The following is a 14,340-nucleotide window of genomic DNA, read 5'->3' as shown; positions in this document are numbered from 1 at the left end:
TCCGCCTGCGCGAAGGCCCGCGCGCCCCGTTCGGCCGAGTGTCCCCGGCCCCCCGGGGGCCGTTCAGTACCCGTATCCCCTCACTCCGTCCCCCGTCCCCCGCCCCCCAGGAGGCATCCCTGTGACCGCCCGCCCCGCAGGCAAGACGGCCCCCCGCACGAAGACCCCCGCGCCGGACCGGACCGCCGTACGGAAGGCGCCACCCCTCGACCCCGGCGACCGGGCCCGGCTGCTGGCCGGTGAGCACCACGACCCGCACGCCCTGCTCGGCGCCCACCCGGTCCGCGGCGGCGTGGTGATCCGCGTGCTCCGCCCCTGGGCCCGGGAGGTCACCGTCCTGGCGAAGGGCCGCCGGATCACGCTCCACGACGAGGGCGACGGCCTCTTCTCCGGCCTGCTGCCGCTGCTGCGCAAGGTCCCCGCCTACGAACTGCGGGTGCGCTACGACGGCGACGAGATCGCGCTCCACGACCCGTACCGCTTCCTGCCGTCCCTCGGCGAGCTGGACCTGCACCTCATCGGGGAGGGCCGGCACGAGGAGCTGTGGACGGCCCTCGGCTCCCGGATCATGACGCACGAGGGCGTGGCGGGCACCCGCTTCGCGGTGTGGGCGCCGAACGCCCGCGGCGTGCGGGTCACCGGTGACTTCGCGCACTGGGGCACCGGCCTGCCGATGCGTTCGCTCGGCGGGACCGGGGTGTGGGAGCTGTTCGTGCCGGGCCTCGGTGAGGGCACCGTCTACAAGTACGACATCACCCGGCCCGACGGCTCGCACACCCTGCGCGCGGACCCGCTGGCCCGCCGCACCGAGTGCCCGCCGAACACGGCGTCGATCGTCACCGAGTCGCACTACGCGTGGGGCGACGCCGAGTGGATGGAGCGGCGCGGCCGGCGCCCCCACCACGAGTCGCCGCTCTCCGTGTACGAGGTGCACCTGCCGTCCTGGCGGCCGGGGCTCACCTACCGCCAGCTCGCGGAGCAGCTGCCGGCGTACGTGCGGGACCTCGGCTTCACACACGTGGAGTTCATGCCGGTCGCCGAGCATCCCTTCGGCGGCTCCTGGGGCTACCAGGTCACCGGCTTCTACGCGCCGACGGCCCGGATGGGCACCCCGGACGACTTCAAGTACCTGGTGGACGCGCTGCACCGGGCCGGGATCGGCGTGCTCATGGACTGGGTGCCGGCGCACTTCCCGAAGGACGACTGGGCGCTCGCCGAGTTCGACGGACGGCCGCTGTACGAGCACCCGGACCCGCGCCGCTCGCACCACCCGGACTGGGGGACCCTGGAGTTCGACTACGGCCGCAAGGAGGTGCGGAACTTCCTCGTGGCCAACGCGGTCTACTGGTGCCAGGAGTTCCACATCGACGGGCTGCGGGTGGACGCGGTGGCCTCGATGCTCTACCTGGACTACTCGCGCGAGCACGGCGACTGGGTGCCGAACGAGTACGGCGGCCGGGAGAACCTGGACGCGGTGGCCTTCCTGCAGGAGATGAACGCGACGGTGTACCGGCGCTGCCCCGGGATCATCACCTTCGCCGAGGAGTCCACGGCCTGGGACGGGGTCACCCGGGCGACCGACCAGGTCGGGCCGGGCGGCTTCGGGGGCCTGGGCTTCGGCATGAAGTGGAACATGGGCTGGATGCACGACTCCCTCCAGTACGTGCAGAAGGAGCCGGTGCACCGCAAGTACCACCACCACGAGATGACCTTCTCGATGGTGTACGCGTACAGCGAGAACTACATCCTGCCGATCTCGCACGACGAGGTGGTGCACGGCAAGCGGGCGCTGGTGTCGAAGATGCCGGGCGACTGGTGGCAGCAGCGCGCCAACCACCGGGCCTACCTCGGCTTCATGTGGGCCCATCCGGGCAAGCAGCTGCTCTACATGGGGCAGGAGTTCGCCCAGGGAGCGGAGTGGTCGGCGGACCACGGGCCGGACTGGTGGCTGCTGGACCCGGCGTACGGGGCGGAGCCGGACCACCGGGGCGTGCGGGACCTGGTGCGCGACCTGAACACGGTGTACACGGCGACCCCGGCGCTCTGGGAGCGGGACACCGTCCCGGACGGTTTCGAGTGGGTGGTGGGGGACGCGGCCGACGACAACGTCTTCGCCTTCCTCCGCTTCGACGGCTTCGGCTCCCCGCTGCTGGCCGTCTGCAACTTCTCCCCGGTGGTGCGGCACGACTACCGCCTCGGGGTGCCGGACACGTTCGCCGCCTGGTCGGAGGTCCTGAACACGGACGCGGCCCGGTACGGCGGCTCGGACGTGGTGGGCACCGACCCGGTGAAGACCGAGTCGGTGCCGTGGCACGGCCGGGGGTCGAGCGTGCGGATGACGCTGCCGCCGCTGGCGACGGTGTGGCTCAGGCCTGCCTGACCGGCGGCCCGGGCGGGGGTGTGGTCAGGCCCGCCTGACCACACCGAGGCGCTGCGTGGCCCGGGTCAGGGCCACGTACAGGTCGTTCACGCCGTGCGGCCCGCCGGCCCGGATGGCGTCGGGGTCGGCCACGAGGACGGTGTCGAACTCCAGGCCCTTGGCCTGCCGCGGGTCGAGGAGGACCACCGGCCGGGTGAGGTCCGGTGCCGGGCCGTGCGCGGCGCCGGGCAGGGCGGCGCGGAGCGCGGGGTGGAGTTCCGGCGGGGCGATGACCGCGAGCCGGCCCTCCTCCCGCAGTTCGGCGGCGACGGCCGCCGCGGTCTCCTTCACCGGGTCCGCGGCGGTCCGCTCCCACGGCTCGACGCCGGTGGAGCGGACGGAGCGGGGCGGCTCGAATCCGGGGTCGGTCTCGCGGCGCACGGCGGCGGCCACCGCCATGATCTCGGCCGGGGTGCGGTAGTTGACGCCGAGCCGGACCAGCTCCCAGCGGTCCTCCACGTACGGGCTGAGGATCTCCTCCCAGGAGCCGACGCCGGCCGGGTCCCCGGTCTGCGCCGGGTCGCCCACCAGGGTCATGGAGCGGGTGGGACTGCGGCGCATGAGGAGCCGCCACAGCATGGCGGACAGTTCCTGCGCCTCGTCCACGATGATGTGGCCGAAGGCCCAGGTGCGGTCGGCGGCGGCCCGTTCGGCGGCGGTGCGGTGGTCGGCCTCCTCGTGCCGCTCGGCGAACCGCTCGGCGTCGATGATGTCGTGGGCGGACAGCACCTCGGAGGCGTCCTCGTCGACCTCCTCCTTGTCCTCGAACTCGTAGGTGCGCGAGGCGTAGCTGACGTCGAGGACGCCCTGGGCGTACTGGATGCGCCGCTGGCGTTCGGCCTCCTCGGCGGCGCGGGCGGCCGAGTCGTCGTGGCCGAGGAGTTCGGCGGCCTCGTCCAGGAGCGGTACGTCGGCGGGCGTCCACGGCCCGCCGTCGCGCCGGATCGCGGCGGCGTCCTCCTCGGGGAGGTGGGTGGGGTCGGCGAGGTAGTCGGCGAGGAAGTCCTCGGGGGTGAGGGCCGGCCAGAGGGTGTCGATCGCCGCGTGGACGTCGGCGTTGGCGGCGACGCCCTTGGCGAGGAGCGCGCGGTCGTCGGGGCCGAGGAAGTTGGGGCCGCCGTAGGGGTCGGCGCCGATGCGGTCGGCGAGCTGTTCGGCGAGCGCGTCGAGGAGGCGGAAGACGAAGGACGGGCGGGCGAGGTTGTGCGGCAGGGCGGTGTCCCGGGCGTGGTGGCGGGCCTCCAGGGCCATGTCCCAGTCGATGACCAGGTCGCCGTCCTCGTGCGGGACGACCAGCGGCTCGCCGCGCTCGGGGACCCGCTGCCGGTCGCGTACGGCGGCGGCGAGCGCCCCGGCCATGGCGGCGGCGCCCTTCACGGCCGCGGCGCGGGGGGTGTCGGTGCCGGTGGCGCGGACGCCCGGGTACAGCTCGGCGGGGGTGGCGAGCAGGACGCCGGTCTCGCCGAGGGAGGGCAGCACGTTGCCGATGTAGCCGAGGAAGGCCGGGTTGGGGCCGACGATGAGGACGGCGCGGCGGGCGAGCTGCTCGCGGTGGGCGTAGAGGAGGTACGCGGCCCGGTGCAGGGCCACGGCGGTCTTGCCGGTGCCGGGGCCGCCCTCCACGACGAGGACCCCGCCGTGCGGGGAGCGGATGATGGCGTCCTGCTCGGCCTGGATGGTCTGCACGATGTCGTGCATGCGGCCGGTGCGGGCGGCGTCGAGGGCGGCGAGCAGCACCTCGTCGGCGTCCCGGCTCTCGTGGCCGGTGCGCGTGGTGTCGGTGAGGTCGAGGACCTCGTCGTGGAGGGAGAGCACCTCGCGGCCCCGGGTGGTGATGTGCCGGCGGCGGCTGAGGCCCATGGGCTCGTACCCGGTGGCGAGGTAGAAGGGGCGGGCGATCTCGGCGCGCCAGTCGACGACGAGGGGCGTGCGGTCGGTGTCGTCCTCGCGGATGCCGATGCGGCCGATGTGATGGTCGCGGCCGTCGCGGAAGACGAGCCGACCGAAGCAGAGTCCGCTCTCGCCCGCGTCGAAGGCGGCGAGCAGCCCGGACTGTTCGGCGACCAGGACGTCCCGCTCCAGACGCGACTGGGCGCTTCCGGTCCCGGGCGTGGCCAGCGCCCGGGCGACGCCGGCCTCGGCCTGGTCCCGCAGGTCGTCGAGCCGCGCGTAGAGCGAGGTGATGAATTTCTGCTCATCCCGAATTGGCTCGGTTGACAATTCCACTCCCAGCGCGATACAGTGCGTTTATTGAATCCTTCCGAGCCCCCTTCACAGGCGAGCCGCACGGAGACACGGAATTCATCAATATACGCGACACAAAGCCCCGGATGCCAATTCTCTCATCCGGGGCTTTTCCGTGCCCGCGGGATTCAGCCGAGCACGTCGGCCAGCTCCTCGCGAAGGCGCCGCCCGGGTCGGGCGCCGACGAGCGACCTCACCGGTTCGCCCGCCCGGAAGACCATCAGCGTCGGGGTGGACAGCACCCCGTAGCGCAGGGCCGTCGCCGGATTGCGGTCCACGTCGATCTCCACGACCCGCAGCCGCTCCACCTCCTCGGCGGCGAGGGCGCCGAGGACGGGCCTCAGCTGCCGGCAGGGCCCGCACCACTCGGCCGTGAACTTCACCAGGACCGGCCGGTCCGCGCCGAGCACCTCCGCGGCGAAATCCGCGTCCGTGACCTCGGCCACCCCGTGCGCGTACGTCGTCATGCCGTCACTCCTGTCTCGTGGGTCTCGTGGGTCTCGTCGGTCTCGTCGGCGCCGCCCGGGTGGGCGCCGAGGGCGCAGCGGGGTTCCGGGCCGTGCGGGAGTTCCGCCTCGGCCCGCAGCAGCTGGGCGCCCACCTGGGCGCGCACGGTCCCGAGCTGTTCGATCAGCCCGTCCAGCTCGTCGAGTTTGCGCCGGTAGACCTCGATCGAGGCGGGGCACGAGTCGCCCGCCGGGTGGCCCGCCCGCAGGCATTCCACGAACGGCCGCGTCTCCTCCAGCTCGAAGCCGAAATCCCGCAGGGTCCGGATCTGCCGCAGGAGCCGCAGGTCGGCCTCGTCGTAGGTGCGGTGTCCCCGTTCCGTACGGCGGGCGGTCAGCAGACCGCGGGACTCGTAGTACCGCAGGGTCCGCGTGGTCGTTCCGGCCCGCTCGGCCAGCTCTCCGATGCGCATGTCCCCGACCGTAGGCCTTGACGCCGACGTCAGGGCAAGAGCCGAGGGGCCGGCCCCTTCGAGGGGACGGCGGCGGGATCAGGCGGAGGCGCCCGCTCCGGACCCCGGCGGCAGGACCGGCTTGCGCTCGACCGGGGAGGAGAGCACGACGGAGGTCGTCGTCCGGCCGAGCCGCGAGGTCTGCTCCAGGATCTCCTCCAGGTGCGCGGTGTCCGTGACCGCGACCTTGAGGATCCAGCAGTCCTCGCCGACCACGTGGTGCGCCTCCAGGATCTCCGGGCGGCCGGTCAGCTCCAGGGCCCGGGGGTGCCGCAGGCTGTAACCGGCGTGCGGGTTCACCCGGACGAAGGCCTGGATGCCGTAGCCGAGCCGGGCCGGGGAGACGTGGGCGCCGTATCCGGTGATCGCCCCGCTCGCCTCCAGGCGGCGCAGCCGCTCCGTGACCGCCGCGGGACTGAGCCGGACCCGGCGGCCCAGCTCGCTCAGCTTGATCCGTCCGTCGGTCTGGACGATGCCGAGGATCTGCCGGTCGATCGCGTCCACGGCGCCCACCGGGGTTTCCTCGGCGGCGGACCGCGGATGCCGTGGTTCTTTCCGCGCGGCGGCCTGAACTCCCATGTCTCCCCCTTCAACCGGCGAGCGGTCAACGTAACACTTGACGCACCGCACAAGGGAGTTGGGATTTCATGGACGTACTGGTCATCGGCGGGAACCGCTATTTCGGAAAGCGGCTCGTCACGCTTCTCTCGAATTCCGGGCACCGGGTCACGGTGCTCAACCGGGGCTCTTCCGGAACGCCGGAGGGGGCGGAACTCCTCGTCGCCGACCGCGATGACGAGACGTCCCTGCGTTCCGCTCTCACGGGCCGTTTCTTCGACGTCGTCCTGGACCAGGTCTGCTACACACCGCGCCAGGCGGAGATCGCCCGCCGGGTCTTCGCGACCCGCACCCGCCGCTACGTGATGACGTCGACGGTGGAGGTGTACGAGTACGAGGACTCGGCGGTGCCGGTCACCGAGGACGTGCTCGACCTGCGGACGGTCACGGTGGACACGGGCCTGCCCTGGGAGGACCCGGAGTTCCGGGACGCGCACTACGGGGAGGGGAAGCGGCAGGCGGAGGCGGTCTTCGCGGACGGGACGGCGTTCGCCTGGGCCTCGGTGCGGGTCGCCCACGTACTGGGCGGCGCGGACGACTTCACCGGCCGGCTCGACCACTACGCGCGGCGCGTGCGGGCCGGGGAGCCGATCGCAGTCCCGGTGGTGAACCGCCCGGCGACCTATGTGTACGTGGAGGAGATCGCCGCGTTCCTCGCCTGGGCGGCGGAGGCGGAATTCACCGGCCCGGTGAACGCGCATTCCCACGGCCCCCTCACCACCGCCGACCTCTGCGCGGAGATCGAGCGCCGGGTGGGCGGCCGGACCGTCTTCCAGGAGGTGGAGGTCGGCGAGGTCTCGCCGTTCTCCTTCGCCCGTTCCTACGCCATGGACAACTCCCGGGCCACGGCTCTCGGTTATGCCTTCTCGCATTCCTCCGACTGGCTCGCCCAGGCCGTTTCCGAGACCGTCGGGGGAATCCGCTGATGCGCCACCGCATGCTGGGAGACGTCCGGGTCGGGGCCGTCGGCCTCGGCACCATGCCGCTCTCCATCGAGGGCCGGCCCGACGAGGCACGGGCCTTCGCCACCGTCCACGCGGCCCTGGACGCGGGCGTGACGCTCCTCGACACCGCCGACTCCTACCACCCGCCGGGCGGCGACCCCGGCGAGGGCGAACTGCTCGTGGCCCGCGCCCTCGCCGCGTACGGCGGGAACACGGACGACGTGCTGGTGGCCACGAAGGGCGGCCGGGGCCGCACGGCCGACGGCGGCTGGACGGTCGACGGCCGGCCCGAGCACCTGCGGCGGGCGGCTCAGGCCTCGGCCCGGCGGCTGGGCGGCGGGGCGATCGGCCTGTACCAGCTGCACAAGCCGGACCCGGCCGTGCCGTACGCGGAATCGCTCGGCGCGATCCGGGAGCTGCTGGACGCCGGCACCGTCCGGCTCGCCGGGATCTCGAACGTGGACACCGGACAGATCCTGCTCGCCCGGGAGATCCTCGGCGACCGGCTGGTCTCGGTGCAGAACCGCTACTCCCCCGCCGTCCGGGAGAGCGAGCCCGAGCTGCGGCTCTGTGCCGGACTCGGCCTGGCGTTCCTGCCGTGGAGCCCGCTGGGCGGCATCTCGCAGAGCTCCCTGGACGGCGCCTCGGCCCAGGAGGAGGACCCGGCGTTCGGGGCCTTCCACCGGGTGGCCCGGGCCCGGGGGGTGAGCCCGCAGCGGGTGGCGCTGGCCTGGCTCCTGTCCCGCTCCGGCACGGTCCTGCCGATCCCCGGCGCCGGCCGCCCGCAGAGCGCCCGCGACTCGGCGGGCGCGGCGGACCTGGAGCTGTCGGCGGAGGAGCTGAGCGCCCTGGAGGGCTCACGGCCGGTGGGGTGAGGGGCACGTACGGGTGGGGGCGTACGAGCGAGAGGGCGCGGGCTGTCCGGGCGGGGACTGTACGGGGCCGGGGAGCGGGCCCCCGGCCATGGGCGTACGGGCGCGGCGGGCGGCGCCGTGCCCCGTGAGGCCCCGGCGGGCCGTCCTCCCGGGCCCGGATCCGGCTCAAGGCCCGGGAACGGGAGGACGGCGGCCAGGCCCGGCGGGTCAGACGCCCGCGCGGGCCCGCTCCTCGCCCTCCTCGGCGGTCCGGCCCGCGGCCGGCGCCGGGGCGTGGTCGTCGACGAGGGTCTTCTCGTCGAAGGGGGCGCGGCCGGCCAGCACCTCGGCCACCCGCTCCTTGTCGATCTCCTTCGTCCAGGTGCCGACCAGCACCGTGGCGACCGCGTTGCCCGCGAAGTTGGTGAGGGCGCGGGCCTCGCTCATGAAGCGGTCGATGCCGACGATCAGGCCCACCCCGTCCACGAGCTCGGGCCGGTGGGACTGGAGGCCGCCCGCGAGGGTGGCGAGCCCCGCGCCGGTGACGCCGGCCGCGCCCTTCGAGGCGATGATCATGAAGACGAGGAGGGAGATCTGCTCGCCGACGGAGAGCGGGTCGCCCATGGCCTCGGCGACGAAGAGGGAGGCCATGGTCAGGTAGATCGCGGTGCCGTCGAGGTTGAAGGAGTAGCCGGTCGGCACGGTGATGCCGACGACCGGCTTGCTGACGCCCAGGTGCTCCATCTTCGCGATGAGGCGGGGCAGCGCCGACTCGGACGAGGAGGTGGAGAGGATCAGCAGGAACTCGCGGCCCAGGTACTTCAGGAGCGTCCAGATGTTGATCCCGGCGACCAGCCTGAGCAGCGCGCCGAGCACGACGAAGACGAAGAGACCGCAGGTCAGGTAGAAGCCGATCATGATCACGGCGAGGGACTTGAGGGCGTCGAGGCCGGTCGCTCCGACCACGGCCGCGATCGCGCCGAAGGCACCGACCGGGGCGGCCCACATGATCATGCCGAGGACGCGGAAGACGAGCCGCTGGATGTGCCCGATGCCGCGCAGCACCGGCTCGCCGCTCTCGCCCATCGCCTGGAGCGCGAAGCCGGCCAGCAGCGCGACGAGGAGGGTCTGGAGGACCTCGCCCTCGGTGAACGCGGACACGAGGGTGGTCGGGATGATCCCGAGGAGGAAGTCGGCCGTGGACTCGCTCGCGCCCTCCGCCTGCTTGGCGCCGGCCTCGGCCAGCTCCTTGGTGAGGTGGAGACCGGAGCCGGGCTCCAGGAGGTTGCCGACCACCAGGCCGATCGCGAGGGCGACGGTCGACATGACGAGGAAGTAGCCGAGGGCGAGGCCGCCCACCGCGCCGACCTTCGCCGCCTTCCGGACCGAGCCGACCCCGAGCACGATCGTGCAGAAGATGATCGGCGAGATCATCATCTTGATCAAATTGACGAAGCCGGTGCCCAGCGGCTTCAGCTCGACGGCGACGCCCGGCGCCAGGAAGCCGACCGCGATGCCGAGCAGGACGGCGGCGATGACGGCCAGATACAGATAGTGGGTACGGTCCCGTCGTGCGGCCACGGGCTCCTCCTCGTGCTGATGGGTGTCCACGTCCCGGTGGATCCCCGCGACTATCCACCAGCCTGTGACCCGGGTCACGATTGCGTACGTTTCGTTCACGGCCGAACCGTCCCCGGGGAAGAGAACGATTCGGGAACGCGGGCCGGTGGCGCGAATCCGTGCGTGCAGACTGGACCGCATGCGTTTCCCCCTCCCCCGCCCGCGCAGCCTCGCCGGCCAGCTGTTCGCCATGCAGGTCGTGCTGGTGGCGGCCGTGGTGGCGGGGTGCGCGGTCTTCGCGTACGTCACCGACCGGGCACAGGCCGAGGAGACCGCCCGCCGCCAGTCCACGGCGACCGCCACGGCCGTCGCCCACGCCCCCTCCGTGCTCGCCGCCGTCCGCTCCGCCGACCCGTCGGCGGTGCTCCAGCCGTACACGGAGGCGCTGCGCCGGGGTGCCGGGGTCACGTTCGTGGTGGTGATGGCGCCGGACGGCACCCGCTGGACCCACCCGGAACCGGCCGAGATAGGGCGCACCTATCGCGGGCACATCGAGGCGGCGGTGCGCGGCGAGACCTTCTCCGAGACCCACCTGGGCGTGCTCGGTCCGTCCGTCCGCACGGTGACGCCGGTCCTGGACGAGCACGACCGGGTCGTCGCCCTGGTCAGCGCGGGCATCACGATCGACCGGATCAGCGAGCAGGTGCGGGAGCAGGTGACCGCCCTCCTCGGCATGGCCGGCGCGGCGCTCGCGCTCGGCGGCGCCGGAACGTACGTGATCAACGCCCGGCTGCGCCGGCACACCCACGGCATGAACGCGGCCGAGCTGAGCCGGATGCACGACTACCACGAGGCCGCGCTGCACGCGGTGCGCGAGGGTCTGGTGATGCTCGACGGGCAGCGGCGGATCGCGCTGATCAACGACGGGGCGCGGGAGCTGCTGGGGCTCGACGAGAAGGTCGTCGGCCGTCCGGCCGTGGACCTCGGTCTGCCCGCTCCGCTGACGGGAGCGCTGCTCTCCTCCGAGCCCCGGGTCGACGAGACGCATCTGACCGACGAGCGGGTCCTCGTCGTCAACACCCGCCCGGTGGTGGGCGGGGAGCGCCGGGGCACGGTGGTGACGCTGCGGGACCGGACCGAACTCCAGGCGCTCTCCGGTGAGCTGGACTCGGAGCGGGGCTTCACCGAGGCGCTGCGCTCGCAGGCGCACGAGGCGGCGAACCGGCTCCACACGGTCGTCTCGCTCATCGAACTGGGCCGCGTGGAGGAGGCGGTGGAGTTCGCGACGGCGGAGCTGGAACTGGCGCAGGCCCTCACGGACCGGGTGGTCGACGCGGTCGGCGAACCGGTCCTCGCCGCGCTGCTGCTCGGCAAGGCGGCGCAGGCGAACGAGCGGGGCGTGGAGCTGGTGCTCACCGAGGACAGCCGCATCGACGACGGGGTGGTGCCGGCGGCGCTGCCCGCCCGGGACCTGGTCACCGTCCTCGGCAACCTCGTCGACAACGCGGTGGAGGCGGTGAGCGGCACCCCGCAGGCCCGGGTGACCGTCACGGTCGCCGCCCGCGCGGGCGAGGGCGAACTGCTGCTCCGCGTCACCGACAACGGCCCCGGTGTCCGCCCGGCCGACCGGGACGCCATCCTCGGCCGCGGCTGGTCCACCCGGGGTCCCGGGCGGGGCCTCGGCCTCGCCCTGGTCGCCCAGGCCGTCACCCGCGCCCACGGCACCCTCACCCTCACCTCCCCGCCCGGCGGCGGCGCCCGCTTCACCGCGCGCCTGCCGCTGCCGGAGGGGGAGGCGGGGACGGGGGGTGTCCCGGGCTCCGTCCCGGCGGTCGCGGTGGGCGCCGTCCCGGGGGCCGTCCCGGCCGGGGCGCCCGGCGGCGGACAGGAGCGCGCGTGAGCACCGGACCCGCTCCCCTCCGGGTGCTCGTCGTCGAGGACGACCCCGTCGCCGCCGACGCGCACGCCCTGTACGCCGGGCGCGTGGAGGGCTTCGAGGTCGTCGGCGTGGCCCACTCTCGGGCCGCCGCCGTGCGGCTGCTCGAACGGCGGCGGGTGGACCTGATCCTGCTCGACCTGTACCTGCCCGACGGACACGGGCTCGGACTGCTCCGGGCCCTGCGCGCCGCCGGGTACTCCGCCGACGTCATCGCCGTCACCTCGGCGCGCGACCTGGCGATCGTCCGCGAGGGCGTGTCGCTGGGAGTCGTCCAGTACGTCCTGAAGCCCTTCACCTTCGCCACGCTGCGGGACCGCCTCGGGCGGTACGCCGAGTTCCGCGCGGCCGCCGGGGAGGCCTCCGGACAGGACGAGGTGGACCGGGCCCTCGCCACCCTGCGCGCCCCGCACCCCGCCGCCCTGCCGAAGGGGCTGAGCGCCCCCACCCTGGAGGCGGTCACCCGTGCGCTCCGTGAGGCACCGGACGGGCTCACCGCGGCGGAGGCCGGGGCCGCCGTCGGCATCTCCCGGATCACCGCCCGCCGCTATCTGGAGCACCTGGTGGCGGACGGCCGGGCGGGGCGGGCCCCGCAGTACGGGCAGGTCGGCCGCCCCGAGCTGCAGTACCGATGGCTCGGCGCGGGGGGCCGCGGTTACTGATCGGTTCCCATCTTCCTACGACCTGCCACGTCGGACGAACAGACCGTAGCCAGCCGTCACCCCCCACACCTACCGTGGCTCGGGTGCACCAACCCTCCCCACCCTTCAACGCCCCGGCCGCGCGACGACTGCGCGAGGGCCTCGGCATGACCCACGGCCATGTCGCGTACGGGCTGCGCGCCCAGTACGGCATGTTCGTCACCCCCGACACGGTCGCCGCCTGGGAACGCGGCCGGCTCGCCCCCACCGAACAGGAGCTGACCGCCCTCGCGGGCGTCCTGTGGTGTTCCCCCGCCGATCTGATCGCCGCCGCCACCACCCTCCGCGAGCACCGGATGGCCCGTGGGCTCTCCGCCGAGGAGCTCGCACGGCGCGTGGGCATCACCGCCCAGGCGTACCGGCGCATGGAGGACGAGGGCCGCTGGCGCGGTACCGAACGGCAGACGGCCGCCCTCGCGGAGTCCCTCGGGCTCGGTCCCCGCGCGCTGATCACCGCGACCGGAGGTGACGAGCGGCTCGCGGCGCTGCTGCGGGACGCCGCCACCACGCGCTGGCAGGCCTACGTCAAACCGGCGGTGAAGATGCTGCCGCTGTCCAAGTCCGTCGTCGAGTCCGCGCTCCAGCGGCTGCACGCCGAGTACCACGCGCGGATGGCGGCCACCAGCAGCTGGGGCGCCTCCGGGGCGACCGGGGACGCGGGCCGCGCCTACCTGGAGGAGATCACCGAGCACTTCTGGGCGGCCGTCGGCGGGTAATCCCTCACCGATCGGCGGGCCGCCCACCCCGGGCCGTGCCCCGTACCGACCGGGGTGCGGCCGGGCAGGACAGGGCGTACCGACACGGCGGGACGGCCCCGGGGGGGGAGCCGCCGCTCCCGCCCCTCAGCGGCGGTCGAAGGCGAACAGCTGGCCCGCGGCGTCGGGGACGCACGGCGCCTGGGCCAGCCTCGACCCGGCGGCGGCGCGGTCGCCGACCACGGTGACGCAGCTGCCGGGCGTGGCCGAGCCGGCCGGGACGATGCGGTGGCCCCGTACCGGGCTCCCGTACGGCTCCAGGGTGAAGCTCTCCACCCGGGTCGGGTCGCCGCACTCGGAGTCCTCGAACGCGGCGTCCGGTATCCGGCCGCCCGAGGGAATGCCGGAGCAGCCGAAGCCGAAGTCGGGGTGGTCGGAGACGATCCGCCACCGCCCGCCGCCCAGCTCCTTCAGCGAGTAGCGGGGCACCTCCGCCTCCGCGCAGGGAAGCTGGTGGATCTGGCCGCTGCGCGTACCGCGCCGCTCCCCCAGGCAGAAGTCCGGGCCGACCACGCGGATGCTCACGTCACCGGCGGCGGGCGCGGGGCCGGGACCGGACCGCGGGTGGGCGGCGCCGCCGTCCCGTACGAAGGCGATCACACTGACGGCGGCGAGCAGCAGACCGGCGAGGCCGACGGCCCCGACCAGCACCCGGGCCATCCGGGCCCTGGCGGGCGCCGGCCCCTGCCCGGTCTCCACGGCTTCACCGGTCTCCCCGGCCTCGCCGGTCCGGGGGGTCTCCGGACCTTCCCGGGCCTCAGAGGTCTCGGAGGTCTCCAGGTCCCCGGGGGCGCCGGCGAACGGCTCCTGTGGCCCGGGCTCGTACACGCCGCGTACCGCCAGCTCCTTCCGTACCGCCAGCCAGTCCTCCAGAGCGCCGGGCGGGGCTCCGCAGGCGCGGACGAAGACGGAGAGGAGTTCCTCGCGGGGCAGGGTGGTGCGGGCCAGCATGTTGGCGACCGTGGAGCGGGGCAGCACGTCCCCGCGCTCGTCGGCCCGGGCCGACAGCTCACGGTAGGTGAGACCGGACCAGTCCTTGAGCGCCTGGAGCCGGGCGAGGAAGTCGGCGGTGCTGCGTGCCTCCCGCGGATCCGGAGCCCGTTCCCCCGAGGTCATGCGCCTCTCCCCCTTCCACCGGACAGGGTTGGGACATGTCCGGGACAAGCCCCAAGCCTTGTTGATCGAACGCGCGGGCTCAAGAGTGGAATCAGGTATTTCCGGCCGGCCCGGAAGTGCCGTGCGGAAAGCGGAGTGGCCCCGACCGTCCACGGGGGTACGGTCGGGGCCACTCGACGCGGAGGATCCGGAGGGCCGGCGGGCTCGGGACACGGCCGGGGCGCGCGGGTCCTGT

At 73.9% G+C, this 14,340-nt stretch carries 12 protein-coding genes; 6 read left to right on the top strand and 6 right to left on the bottom strand.

Going from position 1 to position 14,340, the window contains the following annotated elements; translation table 11 throughout:
* Positions 1-121: 121 nt before the first annotated feature.
* A complete protein-coding gene (gene glgB, locus ABTY40_RS15350) occupies positions 122-2,380 on the top strand; it encodes a 1,4-alpha-glucan branching enzyme (RefSeq protein WP_352059913.1) in 2,259 nt (752 codons plus the stop codon).
* 24 nt (positions 2,381-2,404) lie between these two features.
* Here the strand turns inward: glgB and ABTY40_RS15345 are convergent, their stop codons facing one another.
* From ABTY40_RS15345 to ABTY40_RS15330, 4 genes are all read right to left on the bottom strand, one after another.
* Entirely contained in the window at positions 2,405-4,639 is a 2,235-nt protein-coding gene (locus ABTY40_RS15345; RefSeq protein WP_352059912.1) for a HelD family protein, read from the bottom strand.
* 152 nt (positions 4,640-4,791) lie between these two features.
* Positions 4,792-5,130: a thioredoxin family protein gene (locus ABTY40_RS15340; protein ID WP_352059911.1), complete on the bottom strand. Its 339-nt coding sequence runs from the start codon at positions 5,128-5,130 to the stop codon at positions 4,792-4,794.
* Complete coding sequence (locus ABTY40_RS15335; RefSeq protein ID WP_352059910.1) at positions 5,127-5,582, bottom strand: MerR family transcriptional regulator; 456 nt, start codon at positions 5,580-5,582, stop codon at positions 5,127-5,129. Before ABTY40_RS15335 ends, ABTY40_RS15340 begins: the two co-directional genes overlap by 4 nt.
* A gap of 78 nt (positions 5,583-5,660) precedes the next feature.
* Entirely contained in the window at positions 5,661-6,200 is a 540-nt protein-coding gene (locus ABTY40_RS15330) for an Lrp/AsnC family transcriptional regulator (RefSeq protein ID WP_352059909.1), read from the bottom strand.
* A 68-nt stretch (positions 6,201-6,268) separates the two neighbouring features.
* On the opposite strand from ABTY40_RS15330, the gene ABTY40_RS15325 reads away from it, so the two are divergent.
* Both ABTY40_RS15325 and ABTY40_RS15320 read left to right on the top strand, forming a co-directional pair.
* On the top strand, positions 6,269-7,165 hold the full coding sequence (locus tag ABTY40_RS15325; RefSeq protein ID WP_352059908.1) for an NAD-dependent epimerase/dehydratase family protein: 897 nt from the start codon (positions 6,269-6,271) through the stop codon (positions 7,163-7,165).
* Complete coding sequence (locus tag ABTY40_RS15320; protein ID WP_352059907.1) at positions 7,165-8,058, top strand: aldo/keto reductase; 894 nt, start codon at positions 7,165-7,167, stop codon at positions 8,056-8,058. Before ABTY40_RS15325 ends, ABTY40_RS15320 begins: the two co-directional genes overlap by 1 nt.
* A gap of 207 nt (positions 8,059-8,265) precedes the next feature.
* On the opposite strand, the gene ABTY40_RS15315 is transcribed toward ABTY40_RS15320, so the two are convergent.
* Positions 8,266-9,618 (bottom strand): cation:dicarboxylate symporter family transporter, encoded by a 1,353-nt coding sequence (locus tag ABTY40_RS15315; protein ID WP_352059941.1) that lies wholly within the window; start codon positions 9,616-9,618, stop codon positions 8,266-8,268.
* A 178-nt stretch (positions 9,619-9,796) separates the two neighbouring features.
* On the opposite strand from ABTY40_RS15315, the gene ABTY40_RS15310 reads away from it, so the two are divergent.
* From ABTY40_RS15310 to ABTY40_RS15300, 3 genes are all read left to right on the top strand, one after another.
* Positions 9,797-11,497, top strand: a complete 1,701-nt coding sequence (locus tag ABTY40_RS15310) for a sensor histidine kinase (protein ID WP_352059906.1) — start codon at positions 9,797-9,799, stop codon at positions 11,495-11,497.
* Positions 11,494-12,195 (top strand): response regulator, encoded by a 702-nt coding sequence (locus tag ABTY40_RS15305; protein WP_352059905.1) that lies wholly within the window; start codon positions 11,494-11,496, stop codon positions 12,193-12,195. The genes ABTY40_RS15310 and ABTY40_RS15305 overlap by 4 nt, the downstream gene beginning before the upstream one ends.
* 146 nt (positions 12,196-12,341) lie before the next feature.
* The gene (locus ABTY40_RS15300; RefSeq protein ID WP_352059940.1) at positions 12,342-12,950 is read left to right on the top strand and encodes a helix-turn-helix domain-containing protein; all 609 of its coding nucleotides are present in this window, start codon (positions 12,342-12,344) and stop codon (positions 12,948-12,950) included.
* Positions 12,951-13,076: 126 nt separating this feature from the next.
* Here ABTY40_RS15300 and ABTY40_RS15295 read toward each other — a convergent pair whose 3' ends face one another.
* Positions 13,077-14,105 carry an RICIN domain-containing protein gene (locus tag ABTY40_RS15295; RefSeq protein WP_352059904.1) on the bottom strand — a complete coding sequence of 343 codons (1,029 nt, stop codon included), beginning with the start codon at positions 14,103-14,105 and terminating at the stop codon, positions 13,077-13,079.
* Between the last annotated feature and the right edge of the window lie 235 nt (positions 14,106-14,340).

It is taken from the genome of Streptomyces sp. NPDC126503, assembly GCF_040302405.1.
Taxonomy (GTDB): Bacteria; Actinomycetota; Actinomycetes; order Streptomycetales; family Streptomycetaceae; genus Streptomyces; species Streptomyces gulbargensis.
The sequence above is the reverse complement of the archived record's forward strand: the minus strand, read 5'-3'. Positions and strand labels throughout refer to the sequence as shown.